At 70.4% G+C, this 18,828-nt stretch carries 21 protein-coding genes and 2 pseudogenes; 10 read left to right on the forward strand and 13 right to left on the reverse strand.

The genetic code is table 11. From position 1 onward, the window contains the following. Window positions 1–35 precede the first annotated feature (35 nt). Together HWX58_RS04730 and dapD are read right to left on the reverse strand one after the other, a co-directional pair. Window positions 36–1,487, reverse strand: coding sequence for a DEAD/DEAH box helicase (locus tag HWX58_RS04730; protein ID WP_175985875.1), 1,452 nt, complete (start codon window positions 1,485–1,487; stop codon window positions 36–38). A gap of 227 nt (window positions 1,488–1,714) precedes the next feature. Beyond that, window positions 1,715–2,656 carry a 2,3,4,5-tetrahydropyridine-2,6-dicarboxylate N-succinyltransferase gene (gene dapD / locus HWX58_RS04735; protein ID WP_175985876.1) on the reverse strand — a complete coding sequence of 314 codons (942 nt, stop codon included), beginning with the start codon at window positions 2,654–2,656 and terminating at the stop codon, window positions 1,715–1,717. A gap of 50 nt (window positions 2,657–2,706) precedes the next feature. Here dapD and dapE point away from each other — a divergent pair, with 50 nt between their 5' ends. The 3 genes from dapE to HWX58_RS04750 all read left to right on the forward strand — a co-directional run bounded on the left by dapE (window position 2,707) and on the right by HWX58_RS04750 (window position 5,247). Next, window positions 2,707–3,780, forward strand: a complete 1,074-nt coding sequence (gene dapE / locus HWX58_RS04740; protein WP_175985877.1) for a succinyl-diaminopimelate desuccinylase — start codon at window positions 2,707–2,709, stop codon at window positions 3,778–3,780. Continuing rightward, on the forward strand, window positions 3,762–4,976 hold the full coding sequence (locus HWX58_RS04745; protein ID WP_175985878.1) for a putative hexosyltransferase: 1,215 nt from the start codon (window positions 3,762–3,764) through the stop codon (window positions 4,974–4,976). Before dapE ends, HWX58_RS04745 begins: the two co-directional genes overlap by 19 nt. A 103-nt stretch (window positions 4,977–5,079) precedes the next feature. Further along, window positions 5,080–5,247: a DUF3117 domain-containing protein gene (locus tag HWX58_RS04750; RefSeq protein WP_147039918.1), complete on the forward strand. Its 168-nt coding sequence runs from the start codon at window positions 5,080–5,082 to the stop codon at window positions 5,245–5,247. A 145-nt stretch (window positions 5,248–5,392) separates the two neighbouring features. Here the strand turns inward: HWX58_RS04750 and HWX58_RS04755 are convergent, their stop codons facing one another. After that, window positions 5,393–6,028 (reverse strand): O-methyltransferase, encoded by a 636-nt coding sequence (locus tag HWX58_RS04755; protein WP_175985879.1) that lies wholly within the window; start codon window positions 6,026–6,028, stop codon window positions 5,393–5,395. Between HWX58_RS04755 and HWX58_RS15550 the strand changes: the two are divergent. Beyond that, a pseudogene (locus tag HWX58_RS15550) lies at window positions 6,027–6,173 on the forward strand (hypothetical protein); the annotation flags it as partial. The gene HWX58_RS04755 and the pseudogene HWX58_RS15550 sit on opposite strands and share 2 nt — an antisense overlap. A 77-nt stretch (window positions 6,174–6,250) precedes the next feature. After that, on the forward strand, window positions 6,251–6,496 hold the full coding sequence (locus HWX58_RS15370; RefSeq protein WP_368356409.1) for a Sec-independent protein translocase family protein: 246 nt from the start codon (window positions 6,251–6,253) through the stop codon (window positions 6,494–6,496). A gap of 27 nt (window positions 6,497–6,523) precedes the next feature. Here HWX58_RS15370 and HWX58_RS04765 read toward each other — a convergent pair whose 3' ends face one another. The 4 genes and pseudogenes from HWX58_RS04765 to HWX58_RS04780 form a co-directional block, all read right to left on the reverse strand. Continuing rightward, window positions 6,524–7,024 carry a hypothetical protein gene (locus HWX58_RS04765; protein ID WP_175985880.1) on the reverse strand — a complete coding sequence of 167 codons (501 nt, stop codon included), beginning with the start codon at window positions 7,022–7,024 and terminating at the stop codon, window positions 6,524–6,526. Between the two features lie 12 nt (window positions 7,025–7,036). Then, a pseudogene (locus tag HWX58_RS04770) lies at window positions 7,037–8,178 on the reverse strand (Mrp/NBP35 family ATP-binding protein). Continuing rightward, window positions 8,175–8,738: a DUF1003 domain-containing protein gene (locus HWX58_RS04775; protein WP_175986142.1), complete on the reverse strand. Its 564-nt coding sequence runs from the start codon at window positions 8,736–8,738 to the stop codon at window positions 8,175–8,177. The pseudogene HWX58_RS04770 and the gene HWX58_RS04775 overlap by 4 nt, the downstream one beginning before the upstream one ends. Continuing rightward, entirely contained in the window at window positions 8,738–10,003 is a 1,266-nt protein-coding gene (locus tag HWX58_RS04780; RefSeq protein WP_175985881.1) for a magnesium transporter MgtE N-terminal domain-containing protein, read from the reverse strand. Before HWX58_RS04780 ends, HWX58_RS04775 begins: the two co-directional genes overlap by 1 nt. Window positions 10,004–10,070: 67 nt before the next feature. Here HWX58_RS04780 and HWX58_RS04785 point away from each other — a divergent pair, with 67 nt between their 5' ends. Both HWX58_RS04785 and HWX58_RS04790 read left to right on the forward strand, forming a co-directional pair. Further along, window positions 10,071–10,811 carry a YflT domain-containing protein gene (locus HWX58_RS04785; protein WP_175985882.1) on the forward strand — a complete coding sequence of 247 codons (741 nt, stop codon included), beginning with the start codon at window positions 10,071–10,073 and terminating at the stop codon, window positions 10,809–10,811. A gap of 1 nt (window position 10,812) precedes the next feature. After that, entirely contained in the window at window positions 10,813–11,457 is a 645-nt protein-coding gene (locus HWX58_RS04790) for an alpha/beta hydrolase family protein (protein WP_438268241.1), read from the forward strand. A 12-nt stretch (window positions 11,458–11,469) separates the two neighbouring features. Here the strand turns inward: HWX58_RS04790 and HWX58_RS04795 are convergent, their stop codons facing one another. Together HWX58_RS04795 and HWX58_RS04800 are read right to left on the reverse strand one after the other, a co-directional pair. Then, entirely contained in the window at window positions 11,470–12,078 is a 609-nt protein-coding gene (locus HWX58_RS04795) for a YdcF family protein (RefSeq protein WP_250646096.1), read from the reverse strand. A gap of 13 nt (window positions 12,079–12,091) precedes the next feature. Further along, window positions 12,092–13,489, reverse strand: coding sequence for an aminopeptidase P family protein (locus HWX58_RS04800; RefSeq protein WP_175985883.1), 1,398 nt, complete (start codon window positions 13,487–13,489; stop codon window positions 12,092–12,094). Between the two features lie 36 nt (window positions 13,490–13,525). Here HWX58_RS04800 and HWX58_RS04805 point away from each other — a divergent pair, with 36 nt between their 5' ends. Beyond that, complete coding sequence (locus HWX58_RS04805; RefSeq protein WP_250646097.1) at window positions 13,526–13,888, forward strand: DUF3054 domain-containing protein; 363 nt, start codon at window positions 13,526–13,528, stop codon at window positions 13,886–13,888. A 4-nt stretch (window positions 13,889–13,892) separates the two neighbouring features. Here HWX58_RS04805 and HWX58_RS04810 read toward each other — a convergent pair whose 3' ends face one another. Further along, the gene (locus HWX58_RS04810; RefSeq protein WP_175985884.1) at window positions 13,893–14,912 is read right to left on the reverse strand and encodes an endonuclease/exonuclease/phosphatase family protein; all 1,020 of its coding nucleotides are present in this window, start codon (window positions 14,910–14,912) and stop codon (window positions 13,893–13,895) included. Between the two features lie 85 nt (window positions 14,913–14,997). Between HWX58_RS04810 and HWX58_RS04815 the strand changes: the two genes are divergently transcribed. Next, window positions 14,998–15,867, forward strand: a complete 870-nt coding sequence (locus HWX58_RS04815) for a PHP domain-containing protein (RefSeq protein ID WP_175985885.1) — start codon at window positions 14,998–15,000, stop codon at window positions 15,865–15,867. Window position 15,868: 1 nt separating this feature from the next. Here the strand turns inward: HWX58_RS04815 and HWX58_RS04820 are convergent, their stop codons facing one another. Then, window positions 15,869–17,386: a DEAD/DEAH box helicase gene (locus HWX58_RS04820; protein ID WP_175985886.1), complete on the reverse strand. Its 1,518-nt coding sequence runs from the start codon at window positions 17,384–17,386 to the stop codon at window positions 15,869–15,871. A gap of 169 nt (window positions 17,387–17,555) precedes the next feature. Between HWX58_RS04820 and HWX58_RS04825 the strand changes: the two genes are divergently transcribed. Further along, window positions 17,556–18,266 carry a ferritin-like fold-containing protein gene (locus HWX58_RS04825; protein WP_175985887.1) on the forward strand — a complete coding sequence of 237 codons (711 nt, stop codon included), beginning with the start codon at window positions 17,556–17,558 and terminating at the stop codon, window positions 18,264–18,266. Window positions 18,267–18,270: 4 nt separating this feature from the next. Here HWX58_RS04825 and HWX58_RS15040 read toward each other — a convergent pair whose 3' ends face one another. Continuing rightward, window positions 18,271–18,420 carry a hypothetical protein gene (locus tag HWX58_RS15040; protein WP_250646098.1) on the reverse strand — a complete coding sequence of 50 codons (150 nt, stop codon included), beginning with the start codon at window positions 18,418–18,420 and terminating at the stop codon, window positions 18,271–18,273. Window positions 18,421–18,545: 125 nt separating this feature from the next. Further along, window positions 18,546–18,770 (reverse strand): DUF3107 domain-containing protein, encoded by a 225-nt coding sequence (locus HWX58_RS04835; protein WP_175985888.1) that lies wholly within the window; start codon window positions 18,768–18,770, stop codon window positions 18,546–18,548. Between the last annotated feature and the right edge of the window lie 58 nt (window positions 18,771–18,828).

Raw genomic sequence — 18,828 nt, forward strand, 5'->3', positions numbered from 1 at the left:
CCGGTGTGACCGGTCGGGGCCTTGCGGCGAGGCGCTCAGCGCCCCTGGGATCCGCCGCCCTGTGCGCGGCGCGGGCGACGCGTGTCGACGCGCTGCCCGACCTGGATGCCGGGACGCTGGCCCTGGCGCTGACCCTGCTTGGCCGGCTGCCCCTGGGCCGCCTGCGTCTGGCTGCCGTGCGTCTGGCCGCTGTGGTTCTGCGGACGCCGGCGCCGGCGGGCGGGCGATCCGGGTGCCGGGGCTCCGCCCTGCTGCGGCTGGCGCGGCTTCTTCGGCTGCTGACGCTGCTGCGGCTGCACCGGCGCCGGCTTGACGTGCGGCGCGCGCTCGGGGACGAGCTCCTCGACGATCGCGGCGTCGACCTGCTCGAGGTCGGCGTTGATCTGAGCCTTGCGCAACAGGTCCTTCACGTCGCGGCGCTGCTCGGGCAGCACGACGGTGACGACGGTTCCCGCAGCTCCCGCGCGCGCGGTGCGGCCGGAGCGGTGCAGGTACGCCTTGTGCTCCATGGGCGGGTCGACGTGGACGACGAGATCGACGTTGTCGACGTGCACGCCGCGAGCGGCGACGTCGGTGGCGACGAGCACGCGGACGCCGCCGTCGGCCGGGTCGGTCGAGAAGGCGCTGAGGTTGCGCTCACGGGCGTTCTGAGACAGGTTTCCGTGCAGGTCGACGGCGGGGATGCCGGCTGCGGTCAGCGCCTTGGCGAGCTTCTTCGCCTGGTGCTTGGTGCGCGTGAACAGGATGCGGCGACCGGTGCCGGCGGCGAGTTCGCGCACGAGCACCGTCTTGTGCTCGGCGGACGTGGCCACCAGCACGCGGTGCGTCATCTCACCGACTGGGACGCTCGCCTCGTCGACCTCGTGGCTCACGGGGTTTGAGAGGAAGCGCTTGGCGAGTGCGTCGATACCGCGGTCCAGCGTCGCGCTGAACAGCAGGCGCTGTCCGCCGGTCGGGGTCGCCGCGAGGATGCGGGTGACACCGGGGAGGAATCCGAGGTCGGCCATGTGGTCGGCTTCGTCGAGCACGGCCACCTCGACCGCGTCGAGGGAGACGAGCTTCTGCTTCATGAGGTCCTCGAGCCGGCCGGGGCAGGCGACGACGATGTCGACGCCGCCGCGCAGCGCCTGCTCCTGCGGGCGCTGGCTGACGTCGCCGAAGATCGTCGTGACGGTGAGGCCCGCGGCCTTTGCGAGCGGGGCCACGGTGGCCGCGATCTGGGTCGCGAGCTCACGGGTCGGGGCGAGCACGAGACCACGGGGGTGCTGGGCGCGCGTGCGCTTCTGCGACCCGGCCAGGCGGGCCACGAGCGGCAGGGCGAACGCGATGGTCTTGCCGCTGCCGGTGCGGCCGCGGCCGAGCAGGTCGCGTCCGGCCAGGGAGTCGGGGAGGGTGTCGCGCTGGATGGCGAACGCCTCGGTCTTGCCGTCGGCGGCGAGCACGTCGGCGAGGCGTGCGGGCACGCCGAGTTCAAGGAAGGTGGGCATGGATGTACTCCGTCAGCGCACGACGACTCGTGCGCGAATAGTGGGATGGGCGACCGCGCACAGGAGGTGCGCAGAGGTTCGCCGTTCGAAACGCCAACTGGTGGAGGAGCTCTGCAGCTCACTTCGGTCTGGGTGGACCCCGTGTCGACGACGCAGTCGCCCGGTACCGGGCAACCTCACAAGACTAGCAGAGCGCGGGGGTGCGGTCCCTGAGCCTGTCGAAGGGCTCAGGCGTGCAGGGCCTCGTTGAGCGTGACGCCGACGCCTTCACGCTGCTTCGCCTCGATCGCGCCGGTGACGGAGTTGCGCCAGAACAGCAGTCCGTTGCGGCCACTGAGCTCGGCGGCCTTGACGATGCGCTTGCCCCCGCCTGCCGTGTCAGGCCCGTCGACGAGCACCACCTTCGACCCAGCCGTGATGTACACGCCGGCTTCGAGAATGCAGTCATCGCCCAGGGCGATGCCCAGCCCGGAGTTCGCACCGAGGAGGGTGCGAGCACCGATCGAGACGCGCACGGTGCCGCCGCCGGAGAGCGTGCCCATGATGGATGCCCCGCCGCCGATGTCGCTCCCCTCGCCGACGACGACGCCCTGCGAGATGCGGCCCTCGACCATCGAGGCGCCGAGCGTCCCGGCGTTGAAGTTCACGAAGCCCTCGTGCATCACGGTCGTGCCGGGGGAGAGGTGGGCGCCGAGGCGCACGCGCGACGCATCGGCGATGCGGACTCCCGTGGGCTGGACGTAGTCGGTCAGCCGGGGGAACTTGTCCAGCCCCTGCACCTGGATGCTGTGCCGGCGCATCTGCGCCTGCAGGCGTGCGGCATCGTCGGGATGCATCGGTCCGGCGTTCGTCCACGCGACGTTGGGCAGGTGAGCGAAGATGCCGTCGAGGTTGAGCTCGTTCGGCCGCACGAGCAGGTGCGACAGCGCGTGCAGGCGCAGGTAGGCGTCGACGGTGGATGCCGGGGCGGCATCCAGATCGATCTGCAGCTGCACGGTCTCGATCGTCACATTGCGACGCTCATCAGCGCCGGCGTGCTCCTCGAGTTCGCTGAGCTTCGCCTCGATGACCGAGCCGGTCCCGATGTGCGGGTACCAGGCGTCCAGCACGGTGCCGTCGCCGGCGATGGTCGACAGGCCGATGCCCCAGACGGTGCGCGCGTTGCTCATGCATCCACGCTACCGCGGTCCGCTCGTGTGCTTCGCCGTAGGCTGGGTTCATGACGCTCGACCTGACCTCGTCCTCCGTCGACCTCACGCGCGCGATCTGCGACATCCCCAGCGTCTCCGGAGAGGAGGCCCCTCTGGCGGACGCCATCGAGGAGGCGGTCTCAGCGCTGCCGCACCTCGAGGTCATCCGCCACGGCAACACGATCGTCGCGCGCACCACGCTCGGCCGGGAGCGCCGCGTCGTGATCGCCGGCCACATCGACACCGTCCCGATCAACGACAACCTGCCCACCCGGTCCGTGGACGTCGACGGCGTCCCGCACCTGTGGGGGCGCGGCACGGTCGACATGAAGGCCGGGGTCGCCGTGCAGCTGAAGCTCGCCGCCGAGATCACCGCGCCCGCGATCGACATCACCTGGATGTGGTACGACAACGAAGAGGTCGCGGCGTCCCTCAACGGGCTGAACCTCCTCGCGGCGGACCGGCCCGAGCTCTTCGCCGCGGACTTCGCGATCCTCGGCGAGCCGTCGAACGGCGAGGTCGAGGGCGGATGCAACGGGACGCTGCGCGCGATGGTGCGCACGCATGGCGTCCGTGCGCACAGCGCCAGAGCGTGGGTGGGCGAGAACGCCATCCACGCCGCGGCGCCCATCCTCACCCGGCTCGCCGGGTACCGGGCCAAGGAGGTCCAGGTCGAGGGACTGGCGTACCGCGAGAGCCTGAGCGCCGTGCGCATCGGCGGCGGGGTGGCCGGCAACGTCATCCCGGATCTGTGCGAGGTCGAGGTCAACTACCGGTTCGCGCCCAGCAAGAACGCGGCCGACGCCGAGGCTCACCTGCGCGGCGTGCTCGACGGGTTCGAGGTCGAGATCACGGACGCGGCCGACGGGGCGCGTCCCGGCCTGGATGCTCCGATCGCTCAGCAGTTCGTGGAGGCCGTCGGCGCGACCCCGCGCCCCAAGTACGGCTGGACCGACGTCGCGCGGTTCAGCGCTCTCGGCGTCCCCGCCGTCAACTACGGGCCCGGCGACCCTCATCTGGCCCACCACGACGAGGAGCGCGTGCCGCTCGAGCAGATCGACGCGGTCGAGCGAGGTCTGCGCGCGTGGCTCACCGCGCGCTGATCGGCTCCGCGCGGCGCTGGGCGCGGTTGCCCACCGTCGCCAGGATCAGCATCATCTACGTGCTTGCACGTCTGGTGACCACCGGTCTTCTCCTGCTCGCCGCCGAGCGGTCGGATGCGGCATCCCGATTCGGTGAGAACGCGGGCATCGGCAGCTTCATCGTCGGCTGGGACGCCCAGTGGTACTGGCTCATCGCATGGGAGGGCTACCCGCAGACGTTGCCGCTGACCGAGACGGGCCAGGTCGCGGAGAACGCGTGGGCGTTCATGCCCGTGTACGCATACACCGCTCAGATCGTCGGGGCGCCGTTCGGCTCGTGGGGTGCCGGTGCGCTGCTGATCTCCCTCGTGGCCGGCTTCTTCGCCTGCGTCGCACTGCACCGGCTGCTGCGCCCGCGGATCGGGAACTCGGCGAGCCTGTGGGCTGTCGCCTTCTTCGCGTGGGGGCCGCTGGCCGCACTCTTCCAGGTCGGGTACGCCGAAGTGCTGTTCGTGCTCCTCCTGCTCATCGCGCTCGATCTGGTCGGGCGGCGCCGTTACGGCTGGCTGTACGTGCTCATCCCCGTCATGGCGTTCACGCGACCCGGCATCCTCGCCTTCGCGCTGTACCTGGGGCTGCACGGCATCCTGCGCTGGGTCCGTCGTCGTCGCGAACCGCTGCCGGCCCGCGACGTCGTCCATATCATCGCCCTCGGGGCGCTGGCGACGGCCACGGGGTTCGGCTGGCAGGCGATCGCGGGTCTCGTCACCGGGGATCCCGGCGCCTATCTCGCGACAGAGCTGGCCTGGCGGCGCAACTGGGGTGTCGGCGAGGCCGCCTTCGTGCCCTTCGACGGCTGGATCCAGGCGGCTCAGTTCTGGTTCGTCCAGTGGGGGATGCCCGCGGCGTGGGGGATCGTCGCCCTCGTCGTGCTCGTGCTCGCGGCGGCAGCCGCTCTGCTGCTGCCGCAGGTGCGCAGGCTCGGCGCCGACCTGCGGCTGTGGGGTGCGAGCTATCTGCTGTACCTGCTCGCGGTGTTCTTCCCGCAGTCCAGCACGTTCCGGCTGCTGATGCCCCTCACCCCGCTCGCCGGAGCGCTCGCCGTCCCGCGGTCGAGGACGTATCGATGCACCGTTCTTGCGCTGTGCATCGCCGGTCAATGGCTGTGGATCGATCAGATGTACGCGAACGGGAACACGTTCTGGCAGGTCCCCTGAACGCCGGTGGGGCGGTGTTCACGAGGTATTCCCCCTGGGCGCGCACCGGGGCGGAAGCGTACCGATAAACTTGATGCATACCACCGAGGGAAAGGAAGCCACGATGGCAGCGATGAAGCCGAGGACCGGAGACGGACCCATGGAGGCCGTGAAAGAGGGACGACTCATCATCGTGCGCGTCCCCCTCGAAGGCGGCGGTCGCCTTGTCGTCTCGGTCAACGACGAAGAGGCGAAGGAGCTGCACGACGTCCTCGCCGGCGTCGTGAGCTGAGACTCAGGTTTTCACCCTGAAGGGCGGCGGATCCTCGGATCCGTCGCCCTTCGTCGTGCTCCGGGGCTGCACGACGACGATCCCACCCGATTCCGCACCGGGTCCGGACGACTCATTGTGCGGCGAATATCGCTCGGAGTCCGAGTCAGTCCGTGCTGAGGCTGACGAGCTGCAGCAGGCCCTCGCCGGCGGTCGAGATCGCAGCCAGCACGGCGGGGGACTCCTGCGTCTCCTGGATCAGTGACCGATATGCGCTGGGGACGGCATCGCGCTGCACCGGGTCGGCGGCTCGCCCGCCCGCGAGAATCCGGGGCACGGCGACGACACCGCCGGTGCGGGCCAGGCGCAGCCCGTGCTCGACGTACTCGATGACGTTCTCGGGGTCGGCGTCGACGAGGACGATGTCGTACGCCCCCTCGTTCATGCGCGGCAGCACCTCGGCGGCGCGCCCGGTGATGAACCGGGCGCGGGTTGCGGGGACCTTCGCCTCGGCGAAGCCGCGCCGGGCGGCCGCGAGGTGCTCGGGCTCGTTGTCGATCGAGGTCAGGACGGCGCGCGGAGCGCCGCGCAGCATCCACAGGCCGGAGACACCGGCTCCGGTGCCGATCTCGACGATCGATCGGGCATCCGTCGTCGCGGCGAGCACCGCGAGCTGCGCCCCGACGGCGGGGCTCACCGATGCGACGCCGAGCTCCTGCGCATGCGTGCGGGCGCGCGCGATGTGCGCGGGCTCGATGACCGCCTCGCGGATGTATCGTGCGTTCGCGTCGTTCTCGCTCATGGCCGTATCCTCCGGTTCCCAGGGTATTCGCACGTCGGGTTCTTCACCGTCAGGCGCGGCGGGTAGCCTGTCTACATGGATTTCGGCCTCACCATCGAAGCTCTTTCTCATCGGTGTGATCGCCGCGGTCATCATCGGTCCTGAGCGGCTGCCGAAGGCGGCCGAGGCGTTCGCCGGGTTCGTCCGCAAGGCGGGGAGTACCTGCGGGACACGCGCACGCGGATGCGCGATGAGCTCGGCCCGGAGATGGACGAGGTCGACTGGCGCAAACTCGACCCGCGGCAGTACGACCCGCGCCGGATCATCCGCGACGCTCTGCGCGAGGACGCGCCGGCAGCGCCCGCGACGGGAGCCTCGACGGCTGGGGCGCGGGCGCCCGCCGTCACCGCGTCGAGCCCGGGCCCGCTCAAGACCCGGCCCGAGTTCACCCGCGATTCCCCGCCGCCGTTCGACCTCGAGGCCACCTGAGCCTGTCTGAGTGCGCGGCCCTGTTCGTCAGATCCTGGACTTCAGCAGCGCGACGTCCTCGTCGCTGAGCACGACCCGCGGCAGGACCGTGACGACCGATGTTCCATGCAGGCGCAGCAGCGCCGCGTGCCGGCCGACATGCACGGACCGGAACGTCGCATAGCGGATTTCGGAGACCCCGGCTTTGGAGACCGCTTTGAGCGAATCCTCGCCCACCTCGACACGGACCACTGATCCCGGCGGCATCGTCGTGCTGATGGCACGGCGCGTCGACGCCCTGGTGAAGAGGATCGACGCGACGATCAGGGCGGCGATCGCGAGCATGGTCCAGGTCAGCGTCGTCGTCTGCTCCTGGTCGCCCCCGACCATCCCCAGGACGATCGCGTTGACGACGAACGCCGCGATCAGCGCCGTGTACGCGATCACGGCCAGTGGACGGGTGAGCGTGTAGATCACGGCATCCGTCGTCATTCCGCGGATCATCTCGGCATCCACGACGGCGGTGCGTGCGGGGGAATCGGCAGTCACCTCACGAGTCTTTCACGACTCGTCAGCGGCGGCCCTCGTCACCGTGATCGGCAGCGACCTGCCGGGCAGCCGCCGGCCCTGGCGCGCGAGCCGGCGCGCCAGGGCGTCGATCTGCGCGCCGCGGCATCCTCGGGCGCGCCGAGGACGACCGGGATGCCGGCATCGCCGCCTGCGCGCAGAGCGGGACTGAGCGGCACCGAGGCCAGCAGCGGCACATCGTCCCCTGACTGCGAGAGCGCGGCGGCCACCTCGGCTCCGCCACCGGATCCGAACAGGTCGACGATCGTGCCGTCGGGCAGCGTGAGGGCGGCCATGTTCTCGACGACGCCGATCACGCGCTGACCGGTCTGCCGGGCGACCAGACCGCTGCGGATGGCGACGTCGGACGCCGCGGACTGCGGAGTGGTCACGACGAGCACCTCGGCGTGCGGCAGGAGCTGCCCGATCGAGATCGCGACATCGCCGGTGCCCGGAGGCATGTCGATCAGCAGCACATCGATGTCGCCGAAGAACACGTCGGTGAGGAACTGCTGCACGGTGCGGTGCAGCATGGGTCCGCGCCAGGCGACCACGGCCTCGCCATCGCGCAGGAACATCCCGATCGAGACCGTCTTCACGTCGTGGGCGACCGGGGGGAGCATGAGGTCGTCGATGCGGGTGGGCTGGGTGCCGGCGGGGATGCCGAGCAGCCCGGGGATGGAGAATCCGTGGACATCGGCGTCGACGAGGCCCACCGCGAGCCCCTGAGCCGCCAGCGCGACGGCGAGGTTCGCGGTGAGCGTGGATTTGCCGACCCCGCCCTTGCCGCTCGAGACGAGGATGACCCTGGTGAGCGAATCGGGTCCGAACGGCATCTGCCGTGCCGGTCGTCCGTCACGCAGCTTCTCGGTGAGTGCGGCGCGCTCCGCAGGCGTCATCACGCCGACCTCGACGTCGACCTCGGCGATGCCGTCGACGGATGCCGCGGCACGGCGGACATCGGACTCGATCCGGTCGGCTGCGGGGCACCCGACGATCGTGAGGACGATGCCGACCGTCGCCCTGCCGCGTTCGACCGTGATGTCGCGGAGCATGTCGAGTTCGCCGATGGGCCGTCGCAGCTCCGGATCGGAGACGGCGCCGACGGCCGCACGGACGCGGTCGGCCGCGCTCATGCGCGTGGTCGCCGCGGCCGGGTGATCGGGCCCGTCCTGGTGTCTCCTGCGGCCTCGGCGGGCGGCTCGTCGTCGAGGGCGGCGAGCAGCGCGCGCAGCTCGTGCCGCAGCACGTCGCGGGTCACCGCCTGCGCGTTGCGCTCCTCGAGGGCCATGCGCAGCGCGACGATCTCGCGGGCGAGGTACTCGGTGTCGGCGAGGTTGCGCTCTGCGCGCTGGCGGTCGTGCTCGATCTGCACGCGGTCGCGGTCGTCCTGCCGGTTCTGGGCGAGCAGGATCAGCGGCGCGGCGTACGAGGCCTGCAGCGACAGGATCAGCGTCAGCGCGGTGAAGCCGAGGGCGGCTGAGTCGAACCGCCACCAGCCGTTCTGCTCGGCGACGACCGTGTAGACCATCCACAGCGCGCAGAACAGCGTGAGCATCAGGAGGAAGACGGGCGTGCCCATGGCACGGGCGACCCATTCGGTGAAGCGCCCGAACCGGTCGCGCGACTGCGGCTTCTGACGCGACGCGCCGCGGCCGAGCGGGGCGTCGAGGCCCGAGCGGTCGTCCTTGGCCATCATCGCGCACCCCCTGCGGTCAGTTCGTCATCGGCATCCTGGGTGCGCCAGTCGTCGGGCAGCAGGTAGTCGAGCACATCGTCGATGCTGACGACGCCGACCAGACGCCCCGCCGCGTCGACGACGGGGAGCGAGACGAGGTCGTAGCTCGCCAGCAGCCGGGCGGTCTCCGCGGCGGAGGCCGCCACCGAGATCGGCTCCATCGTCTCGTCGACGATCGCGCCGAGACGTTCATGGGGCGGGTAGCGCAGCATCCGCTGGAAGTGCACGACGCCGAGCAGACGCCCGGTGGGCGTCTCGAACGGCGGCAGCGTGACGAAGACGGCCGCGGCCAGTGCGGGATGCAGCTCGTGGCGACGGATCAGGGCGAGGGCCTCGGCGACCGTCGCATCGGCAGACAGCACGATCGGCTCCGTCGTCATGAGGCCGCCCGCGGTGTCCGGTCCGTAGCTCAGCAGCGTCCTGACGTCCTCCGCTTCCTCCGGCTCCATCAGATCGAGCAGCTGCTCGAGCCGCTTCTCGGGGAGCTGGGCGAGGAGGTCGGCCGCGTCGTCCGGTTCCATGTGATCGAGGATGTCGGCCGCGCGCTCGTCGCCGAGGCCGTCGAGGATGTGCACCTGATCCTCTTCCGGCATCTCCTCGAGGGCGTCCGCGAGGCGGTCGTCGGAGAGCTCCTCGGCGACCTCGATGAGTCGCTGCTGAGGAAGGTCGAGGAGGGTCGTGGCGAGGTCGGCGGCGTGCAGCTCGGAGTACGAGGCCACGAGCTGCTCCGCCGACTGCGACTCGCCCGGTGTGTGCTTCTCGGTCACCTCGTTCCAGGCGGCGAACGTCGTCGGCCCCTTCGCGAAGGGGGACGCGCTCGTCTTGGGCTTGCGCAGGAAGAGCTGGTTGACGCTCCATTCGCCGAGCCGGTTCGGTTCGATGGCGACGTCCTCGATGACCGCGCTCCCGCTGCCGTCGACGAGCTCGACGCGGCGGCCCAGCAGCTCGGCGAGCACGCGCACCTCGCCCGGGCGGGGCTGGAAGCGGCGCACGTTGATGAGACCCGTGGTCAGGACCTGACCGGCACGGATCGACGTGACCCTGCCGATCGACATGAACACGTGACGGCGGCCGGGGATCTCCACGACCAGCCCGATCACGCGGGGCGAAGCCGAACTTCGGTACACGATGACGACATCCCGGACCTTGCCGAGCCGGTCGCCCACGGGGTCGAAGACGGCGCAGCCGGCCAGGCGCGCGACGAAAACCCGTTGTGTGCTCACGCGTCCAGCGTAGTCCGCGCGACCCGGATCTCGGCTCCTGCAGAGGCGTGCGTGGAACAATGGGCGGATGAGCATGTTGAACCGTCCAGCCACCGGCACCGCTGTCGGCGAGACCGTCGCATCGGTCCGCGAATACGAGGCCGCCCAGAAGACGGTGTCGAAGCTGATCGCCGCCGAGGTGCCCGCCCGCGACATCGCGATCGTCGGGCAGTCCGTCCGCACGATCGAGCGGGTCACCGGACGCCTCGGCTACGCGGCGGCGGCCCGGTCGGGAGCCGTCAACGGCGTGCTCATCGGCCTGCTGCTCTCGGCGATCCTCGTGATCGGGAACCCGGATGCCCCGATCCAGCTGTTCGTCGGGTTCGTGTTCATCGGCGTCGCGCTGGGCATGATCCTCAGCCTCGTCACCTACGCGATCGTCCGACGCCGGCGCGACTTCGCGAGCGTCACCCAGCTCGCCGCCGACCACTACGAGGTCACCGTCATGCCGGCGTCCCTCGCGAAGGCCCGCGAGGCCCTCGGCACCGGCCAGCGCACCGAGGTCGTGCGACCCCCGGTCGATCTGGACGAGCCGCCGCGCTACGGCGAACGCGTCGCCCCTGGCACGGATGCCGCCGCCGCGGCCCAGCAGAGTCCGGCCGGGCACGTTATTCCGCCGCGACCGGCCGACCCGCGCCCTGCAGACACACGCGCTGCCGACGCGAAGCCGCGGTACGGCGAGCGAGTCGAAGCGAAGGAGAACGCCGGCGACGAGCAGCCGGACGCCGCGGCGGACGCGCCCGGCGAGAAGCGCGACGACGCGAGCTGACGTGGGCTTCGACGTCGAGCTGCCCCAGAGCACCGTCACCGTCAGCGCCGCATGGGGCGACGGAGACGGCAGAGGGACGATCGTCGTCGCGCATGGCGCCGGGGCCGGGATGGAGCATCCGTTCCTCGTCGGCTTCACCGACGCGCTGAACGCAGTCGGATTCTCGACGATGAGATTCAATTTTCCCTACCGGGAGCAGGGCAGGCGGATGCCGGGGCCTGCGGCCCATGCGACCGTCACCTGGCGCGCAGCGGTCGCGCATGCCCGAGAGATGTCCGCGGGCCCGATCTGGGCGACGGGCAAGTCGTACGGCGGCCGGATGGCGTCGATGGCCGTCGCTGAGGGGCTCGACGTCGACGGACTGATCTATCTCGGATACCCGCTGCATCCGCCGGGGCAGCCCGAGAAGCTCCGGGCCGAGCACCTGCCGTCGATCGCCGCGCCGCAACTTTTCATCGAAGGGACGAACGACCCGTTCGTGCAGCCGATCGCGCAGTTCGAGCAGGTCGTCGCGACGTGTCAGGACGCGCGCATCGCGTGGATCGAGGGCGGCGGCCACTCATTCGAGGTGAAGGGACGAAAGCGTCCCGCCGATGAGATCGGCGCATCCCTCTCCCCGCTCGTGGCGGAGTTCGCCACTCGCTGACCCGCCGGATCCTCAGCGGTGCTGCCAGCGGAACAGCAGCAGTCGCAGCGCAACGCCGATCTTCATCGGCACGATCTCGCCGAACCGGTGCTCATCGGCGCGCACGAGTCGATCCGCCAGATCGGGCCGCTGCTGGCGGAGGTACTCGCGGGCGACCTCGGCGTGCGGCGAGTTCGACACGATCTTGATGACGTCGGCGTGCTCGATCAGGGGGATCGCGTTCTCGATGTTCTCCCACGTCGACCGGCTGTTCGGTTCGAGCACGATCGCGCCGGTGTAGTCCAGCTCGTCACGGGCGTAGCGCTCCATGATGACGGCCTCTGGCGTGTCGCCCTCCACGGTTCCGCCGCACAGGACGACCGTGGTGTCGGCTTCGCGATCGATCGAGCGGATGCCGGCCCGCACCCGGTACCTGTTGACGAGGTTCGCCCGCTCGCCGGCGTTGCCGTATCCGAGCACGACCACGGCCTCCGTGACGAGGGATCCGCTCGCGGTGCGCGCGGGGGCGACCGACCGCGTACTCGATCGCCAGTTCACGAACTCCGCCCACGCGGCGACCGCCGTGTACGCCGCGAAGCCCGTCCAGAACAGCCGGCGTGCGAGGCTTCCGGACCGGTTCACTCCTCCGGGCGCGTCATCCCTGCGAGCCGCGCGCGATCCACGCCTCGATCTCGTCGGCCGTCCGCGGAATGTCCGCCGAGAGGTTCACCGGGCCGTCTGCGGTCATGAGGATGTCGTCCTCGATGCGCACGCCGATGCCGCGGAACTCCTCGGGAACCGTCAGGTCGTCGATCTGGAAGTACAGGCCGGGCTCGATCGTGAAGACCATGCCGGCCTCCAGGACGCCGTCGTAGTACATCTCGCGCCGCGCCTGCGCGCAGTCGTGCACGTCGATGCCGAGGTGGTGGCTCGTGCCGTGCACCATGTAGCGGCGGTGCTGCCCGCCGGCGTCGGCATCGAGGGCCTCCTCGGCGGTGACCGGGAGCAGACCCCACTCGGCGGTGCGCTTCGCGATCACGGCCATCGCGGCCTCGTGCACCTCGCGGAAGCGCACACCGGGTCGTGCCGCGGCGAACGCGGCGTCTGCGGCCTCGAGGACCGTCTCGTACACGCGGCGCTGCACGTCCGAGAACGTGCCGTTCACGGGGAGGGTCCTCGTGACGTCGGCCGTGTACAGGCTGTCGGCCTCGACGCCGGCATCCACGAGGATGAGGTCGCCGGGAAGAACCGTGCCGTCGTTGCGCGTCCAGTGCAGGTAGCACGCGTGCGGGCCGGATGCCGCGATCGTGTCGTAGCCCTCGCCGTTGCCGTCCTCGCGGGCCCGTCGGTGGAACACGCCCTCCACGACCCGCTCGCCGCGCGCATGCCGCGTCGCGTCGGGGAGCGCCGCGATGATGTCGTCGAACCCGCGTGCGGTGATCTCCACGGCGCGGCGCATCTCGTCGATCTCGTACTCGTCCTTGATGAGACGCAGCTCCGACACGAAGCGGGCGAGCTCGTCGTCGGCCAGGGTCACGTCGTCATCGGCGGCGCTGAACGCCTCGAGGTGGTCGGTCGCCACGGCGAGGTCCGCCGCGACGCCGGCGAGGGACGGACGCGGTCCGATCCAGAACTCGCCGATCGTGGCATCCGCATAGAACTCCGTCGTCGTGCGGTCGGCGCGCTCGCGGAAGTACAGCGTGACGTCGTGCCCGGATTCCGCCGGCTCGAACACGAGCACGGAGTCCGGCTCGGAGTCGATCGCCCAGCCGGTCAGGTGCGCGAAGGCCGAGTGCGCGCGGAACGGGTAGTCGGTGTCATTGCTGCGCTGCTTGAAAGAACCGGCCTCGATCACGAGGCGCTTGCCGGGGAACGCGGCCGACACGGCATCGCGCCGGGCCGCGGCGTACGCGGCCTGCGGGCGAGCGGCCGGCAGCGACTCGGGGCGCTCGGCCCAGCCGGTCGAGATCGTGTCCAGGAATCCGCGCGGGAACGGCTGCTTGCGGTTCGTGACGGGGGCTTCTTCGATCGTCTCGTTCTCTGCGGTGCTCATCCATCCAGTCTCTCACCCCTTTGTAGGCTGGGGAATGTGGTGATCCTCATCGATCTGGTGCTCGTGGTCGTCTTCTGCGCGATCGGACGGCTCTCGCATGCCGAGGGAATCTTCGGGGATCTGCCGGGAACGCTGAACACCGTCTGGCCGTTCGTCGTCGCCCTGCTCGTCGCACACGGCGCGCTGCTGCTGCGCCGGGCGCACGCCGAGCGGATGCTGCCGGGGCTCGTCGTCTGGGCCGTGACTGTTGCCGGCGGCCTGCTGCTGCGCGCAGCGAGCGGTCAGGGCACGGCGGTGCCGTTCATCATCGTCGCCGCCCTCACGCTGGCGCTGTTCCTGCTCGGCTGGCGCGCTGTGGTCGCGCTCGTGCGGCGATCACGGACGGGTTCGGGTCGCTGAACGCTCAGTCGGCGACCGGGTCGAGCTGCACGACGAGCGCGCGGTGGTCGGAACCGGCGGCATCCAGCACGAGCGAGCCGGTCGGGTTCCAGTTCTGCGTCGCCATCACATGGTCGATCGGGGCGCCGATGAGCTCGGGATAGTCCGCGGGCCATGTGCCGGTGATCCCGGTGCCGGTGCGTGACGCGGCGTCGCGACAGTAGCCCATGTCGCCCCCGCCGACGCCGAGGGCGGCCATGTGGTCGAGGGTCGCATTGAAGTCGCCGGCGATGATGAAGTCACCCTGTGGGCACTGGTCGGCGATCCACTCCAGGTCGGACTGCCAGCGCTCCATCGCCTCGACGCGCGGTGCCACAGCGTGCACGGCGACGATCGTGGGGCCGGAGCCGCTCACCGGCATGATGACCGCACTGGGAACGGAGCTGGTGTTGCTGCTGCCGTCCTCGGACGACTGGATCACCGAGTAGTCGCCGAGGTCGGGGGAGATGAGGATCGTCGTCTCCCAGGCCTGCGGGCCGTTCTCGACGTCGCCGAACTGCACGTGATGCACCCACATCGGATGCCCCTGCTCGCGCAGCATGACGGCGATGCGCTCACCGACGGACTCCGCCGTCTCCGGCAGGGTCACGACGTCGACCTCGCGGGTGAGGATGGCATCGGCGATCGTCTCGGCCGAGACGGCCTCGCCTGCGGTGTTCCAGGTGAGCACCCGCACGCTCGCATCGGTCTTCTCGGGCAGCGAACCCGTCCCGAAGCCGCGCATCGCGCCGATAGCTCCCGTGGCGGCAGCGCCCACGAGCGCGACGATGAGGATGGATGCCGCGAACCCGCGAAGTGGCCGGGCGAACAGCATGAGCAGCGACAGCACCGCGATCGCCAGGAAGGCGGCGAGGACGACACCGCGGACGGCGACGATCTGAGCGAACGGGAAGGTCTGCTCGAGCTGGAAGAACTGCGGCCAGACGACGATCGCCGTCGCGATCGCGAACAGCACCGTGAGGAGGATTCCCAGCAGTCGAAGCATCCTCACGAGCCTACGGGCGCACGCTGTGAATCGCCTGCCGCGTCGCCGCCGCGCCGTCGACTCGGTCCCGCAGTAGTGTCGAGTCATGACCGACGCCGGCAGCTTCGCGGGGCCGAGTGACCTGCACCTGCACTCCAATCACTCCGACGGCACCGAGAACCCGGGTCAGGTCGTCCGCCAGGCCCACGTGCACGGCATCCGCACGCTCGCCCTCACCGATCACGACCGCACGACGGGGTGGGACGAAGCCGCCAGCACGGCGGGAGCACTGGGCATGACGTTCATTCCCGGCATGGAGCTGTCGGCCAAGCACCAGTGGCGGAGTGTCCACGTGCTCGGCTACCTGTTCGACCCCGAGGACGCGGCGCTGCGCGCCGAGACCGAGCGGATCCGCGATGACAGGGTCGGTCGCGCGGAGCGGATCGTGCGCAACATCGGCCGCGACTACGCCCTGACCTGGGCCGACGTTCTCGAGCAGACGACCGCGGATGCCACGGTGGGACGCCCCCACATCGCCGACGCCCTCGTGGCGCAGGGCATCGTGCGCGACCGCTCGGAGGCGTTCGACGGGATCCTGCACCCGCGCGAGGGGTACTACGAGCCGCACTACGCGCCCGACCCGCTCACCGCCGTCCGGCTGATCACGGATGCCGGGGGAGTGGCGATCATCGCGCACCCGGTCACGGCCGGTCGCGACAGGATGATGCCGCTCGCGTTCATCGAGGAGCTCATCGCCGCAGGGCTCGGCGGATTCGAGATCGATCATCGCGAGAACACCGAGTCCGGCAAGCGCACTCTGCGCGCGCTCGCCGCGAAGCACGACCTGATCGTCACCGGGTCGAGCGACTATCACGGTGCCGGCAAGCCGAACCGGCCGGGCGAGAACACCACGAGCGACGAGATGGTCGCCCGCATCATCGACGCGGCGACGGGGACGAGTCCGCGTCGCCCCTGACTCAGGCGCCGGCCGGTGCGGCTCCGCCGGAGCGACGACGACGGCGACGGCGCTGCGGGGCCGGCTTGCCGTCGCGGTGCTCGCCCGTGACGTCGCCGTCGTGCGTGCCTGCGCCCTCGGCGTCGCGGTCGGTCGCAGGTGCCGATGCGGCTCCGGTGGCGGCGGTCTCCGCGCCTTCGGTGAAGGTCGAGCCGACCCCGCCGCCCGATCCGCCGCGGCGGCGACGCCGGCGACGCTTCGTGGTGCCCTCGTCCGTGCCCTCTGCGGCGGCATCCGCCGCCTTCTGCGGCTGGCGCTGGCGACGCTCGGAGGCGGGCTTGTCGGCCTTCGGCGCTGTCGTCAGCCGTCCCTTCGTGCCCTCGGGGATGTTGAGGTCGGTGTACAGGTGCGGGCTCGACGAGTACGTCTCGACGGGCTCGGGCTGGCCGAATTCCAGCGCGCGGTTGATGAGGGCCCACTTGTGCAGGTCCTCCCAGTCGACGAACGTGACCGCGATGCCCGTCTTGCCCGCGCGGCCGGTGCGACCGGCGCGGTGCAGGTACGTCTTCTCCTCGTCGGGGATGGTGTGGTTGATCACGTGCGTGACGTCGTCGACGTCGATGCCGCGGGCGGCGACGTCGGTGGCGACCAGGACGTCGCGCTTGCCCGCCTTGAACGCGGCCATCGAGCGCTCGCGCTGCTCCTGCCCCATATCGCCGTGCACGCCGCCGACGTTGAACCCGCGGTCGCCGAGCTCGTCGACGAGCTTCTGCGCCGCGCGCTTGGTGCGCGTGAAGATGACGGTTTTGCCGCGGCCCTCGGCCTGCAGGATGCGGGCGATGACCTCGTCCTTGTCGAGCGAGTGCGCCCGGTAGACCAGGTGCTTGATGTTCGCCTGCGTGAGGCCCTCGTCGGGGTCGTTCGCGCGGATGTGGATCGGGTTCGACATGAACCGGCGGGCGAGCGCGACGATCGGGCCGGGCATGGTCGCCGAGAACAGCTGCGTGTGGCGGACCGCCGGCACCTTCTGGAAGATCTTCTCGATATCGGCGAGGAAGCCGAGGTCGAGCATCTTGTCGGCTTCGTCGAGGACGACCTCGGTCGCGTTCGACAGGTCGAGCAGGCGCTGGCCGGCGAGGTCGATCAGGCGACCAGGGGTGCCGACGACGATCTGCGCGCCGGCCTTGAGCTGGTCGATCTGGCCCTCGTACGCCTTGCCGCCGTAGATCGCGACGACGCTCGTGGAGCGGTTCGAGGTCAGCAGGTCGATGTCCTCGTAGACCTGCACGGCGAGTTCGCGCGTCGGCACGACGATGAGCGCCTTGACCCCGGGCTCCGGGTCCTGGCCGAGGCGCTGGACGACGGGGATGCCGAAACCGAAGGTCTTGCCCGTTCCGGTCTTGGCCTGGCCGATGATGTCCTGGCCGGGAAGGCCGAGGGGGATGGTCTGCTCCTGGATGGGGAACGCGTCGACGATGCCCTTGGCGGCGAGTGCGTCGACGATGTCCTGATCGATGCCGAGATCAGCGAATGAAGTCACTATGTCCTGTGTGCCTGTCCGGCGGCCCTCTACTGAAGCGGCCGCCACGTAACGGATCCACGCCGTCTCGTGTGCCACAGGCGCGGCGTCCTGCTCCGACGGCAGGACGCGTCCAGCCTACCGGAGGGGCGCCCGCAACGCCGATCCGAAGCGCGGGTAGTCTGATCACGTGGTGAAGTGGTTCTGGCAGCGAGACAAGCCCCGACGCACTCTGACGCTGCGCAGTCGCGGCGACGTGGGCGATGCGACCCGCGTCGACTTCGCCGAGCTCGCCCCTGAGCTGAACCGCTTCCTCGGGCAGGCGGCATACCTGCAGCTCGGCTATTTCGAGACGCTGACCCGGCTCATCCGGGCCACCCCCGAGCTCGCCGAGAAGGAGGCGCTGGCGCGGGCCGCGGGTGCCGCGCTCAGCAAGCATCGCGGAATCGTCGAGGTGATCACCTCTCAGGGGGAGGACCCGACCGAGATCATGCTCCCGTTCCAGGAGCACCTCGACGCGTTCCGCCGCAAGACCATCGGTGCGCGCCCGCGCGAGACCCTGCTCGCCGTCTATATCACGGCGGGCATGCTCGACGACTTCTATCTCGCCCTCGCCTCGAGCTACGGCGAGACGGGCGCCCGCGTCGCCGCGATCCTGCGCGAGGACGACGACACCGGCGAGATCGTGGCGATCCTCAAGCGCACGATCGACAGCGACGCCGAGTGGCGATCTCTGCTGTCGATGTGGGCGCGTCGCATGGTGGGCGACACGGTGCTCGTGGCCCGTCAGGCCCTGCGCGCCGAGCGCCTCATCGAGGACGAGGACCGCGTCGAGCCGGTGTACACCGAGCTCATGGGAGCCCACGCGCGCCGCATGGACGCGATGGGCCTGGCCGCCTGAGCGCTCAGATGCCCAGGGCCGCGCGCTTCGCGGCGTCGGACGTCCGACGGGATGCCGTCAGTCCGTATCCGACCGCCGTCGCGACGACGACCGCGCCGAGGATGCTCGCCAGCCACAGCCAGACTCTGTCCTCGCCGACGCCCGCCCACTGCATGCCGGTGTAGACGATCGCCGACGCGGCCGTCGCGACGGCCGCGCAGCGCGCGGTGCGGCAGCAGGAAGTGGACGCCGACGCCGAGCGCGCAGGCCGCGATCAGCGCGAGGAGGATGTACAGCGTGTCAGGCGACGAAGCCGACGCGACGCGACTCCTCGGTGCCGAGCTCGATGTACGCGAGGTTCGCGGTCGGGACGATGAACGAGTTGCCCTTGACGTCGGTGAAGCTCACGTGAGCGGTGTTCTGCTCGAGGGCAGCGGCGACCTGGCTGCGGACGTCGTCCGCGCTCGTGGCGGTCTCGAAGTTCAGTTCGCGGCCGGTGTTGATGATGCCGATGCGGATTTCCACGCGTGCTCCTTGAAGATTCGGGGACTGACACGACTCTACCCCGGTGGTGCGGCGTCGG

The organism is Microbacterium tenebrionis (genome assembly GCF_903645325.1).
Lineage (GTDB): Bacteria > Actinomycetota > Actinomycetes > Actinomycetales > Microbacteriaceae > Microbacterium > Microbacterium tenebrionis.

Excerpts from the sequence above, each read along its gene's own strand:
- dapE (WP_175985877.1), top strand. The coding sequence starts at position 2,707 with ATGACGCTCGACCTGACCTCGTCCTCCGTCGACCTCACGCGCGCGATC.
- HWX58_RS04750 (WP_147039918.1), top strand. The coding sequence starts at position 5,080 with ATGGCAGCGATGAAGCCGAGGACCGGAGACGGACCCATGGAGGCCGTG.
- HWX58_RS04785 (WP_175985882.1), top strand. The coding sequence starts at position 10,071 with ATGAGCATGTTGAACCGTCCAGCCACCGGCACCGCTGTCGGCGAGACC.
- HWX58_RS04755 (WP_175985879.1), bottom strand. The coding sequence starts at position 6,028 with ATGAGCGAGAACGACGCGAACGCACGATACATCCGCGAGGCGGTCATC.
- HWX58_RS04800 (WP_175985883.1), bottom strand. The coding sequence starts at position 13,489 with ATGAGCACCGCAGAGAACGAGACGATCGAAGAAGCCCCCGTCACGAAC.
- HWX58_RS15370 (WP_368356409.1), top strand. The coding sequence starts at position 6,251 with ATGCGCGATGAGCTCGGCCCGGAGATGGACGAGGTCGACTGGCGCAAA.
- HWX58_RS04815 (WP_175985885.1), top strand. The coding sequence starts at position 14,998 with ATGACCGACGCCGGCAGCTTCGCGGGGCCGAGTGACCTGCACCTGCAC.
- HWX58_RS04810 (WP_175985884.1), bottom strand. The coding sequence starts at position 14,912 with ATGCTTCGACTGCTGGGAATCCTCCTCACGGTGCTGTTCGCGATCGCG.
- HWX58_RS04730 (WP_175985875.1), bottom strand. The coding sequence starts at position 1,487 with ATGCCCACCTTCCTTGAACTCGGCGTGCCCGCACGCCTCGCCGACGTG.
- HWX58_RS04775 (WP_175986142.1), bottom strand. The coding sequence starts at position 8,738 with ATGGCCAAGGACGACCGCTCGGGCCTCGACGCCCCGCTCGGCCGCGGC.
- HWX58_RS15040 (WP_250646098.1), bottom strand. The coding sequence starts at position 18,420 with ATGCAGTGGGCGGGCGTCGGCGAGGACAGAGTCTGGCTGTGGCTGGCG.
- dapD (WP_175985876.1), bottom strand. The coding sequence starts at position 2,656 with ATGAGCAACGCGCGCACCGTCTGGGGCATCGGCCTGTCGACCATCGCC.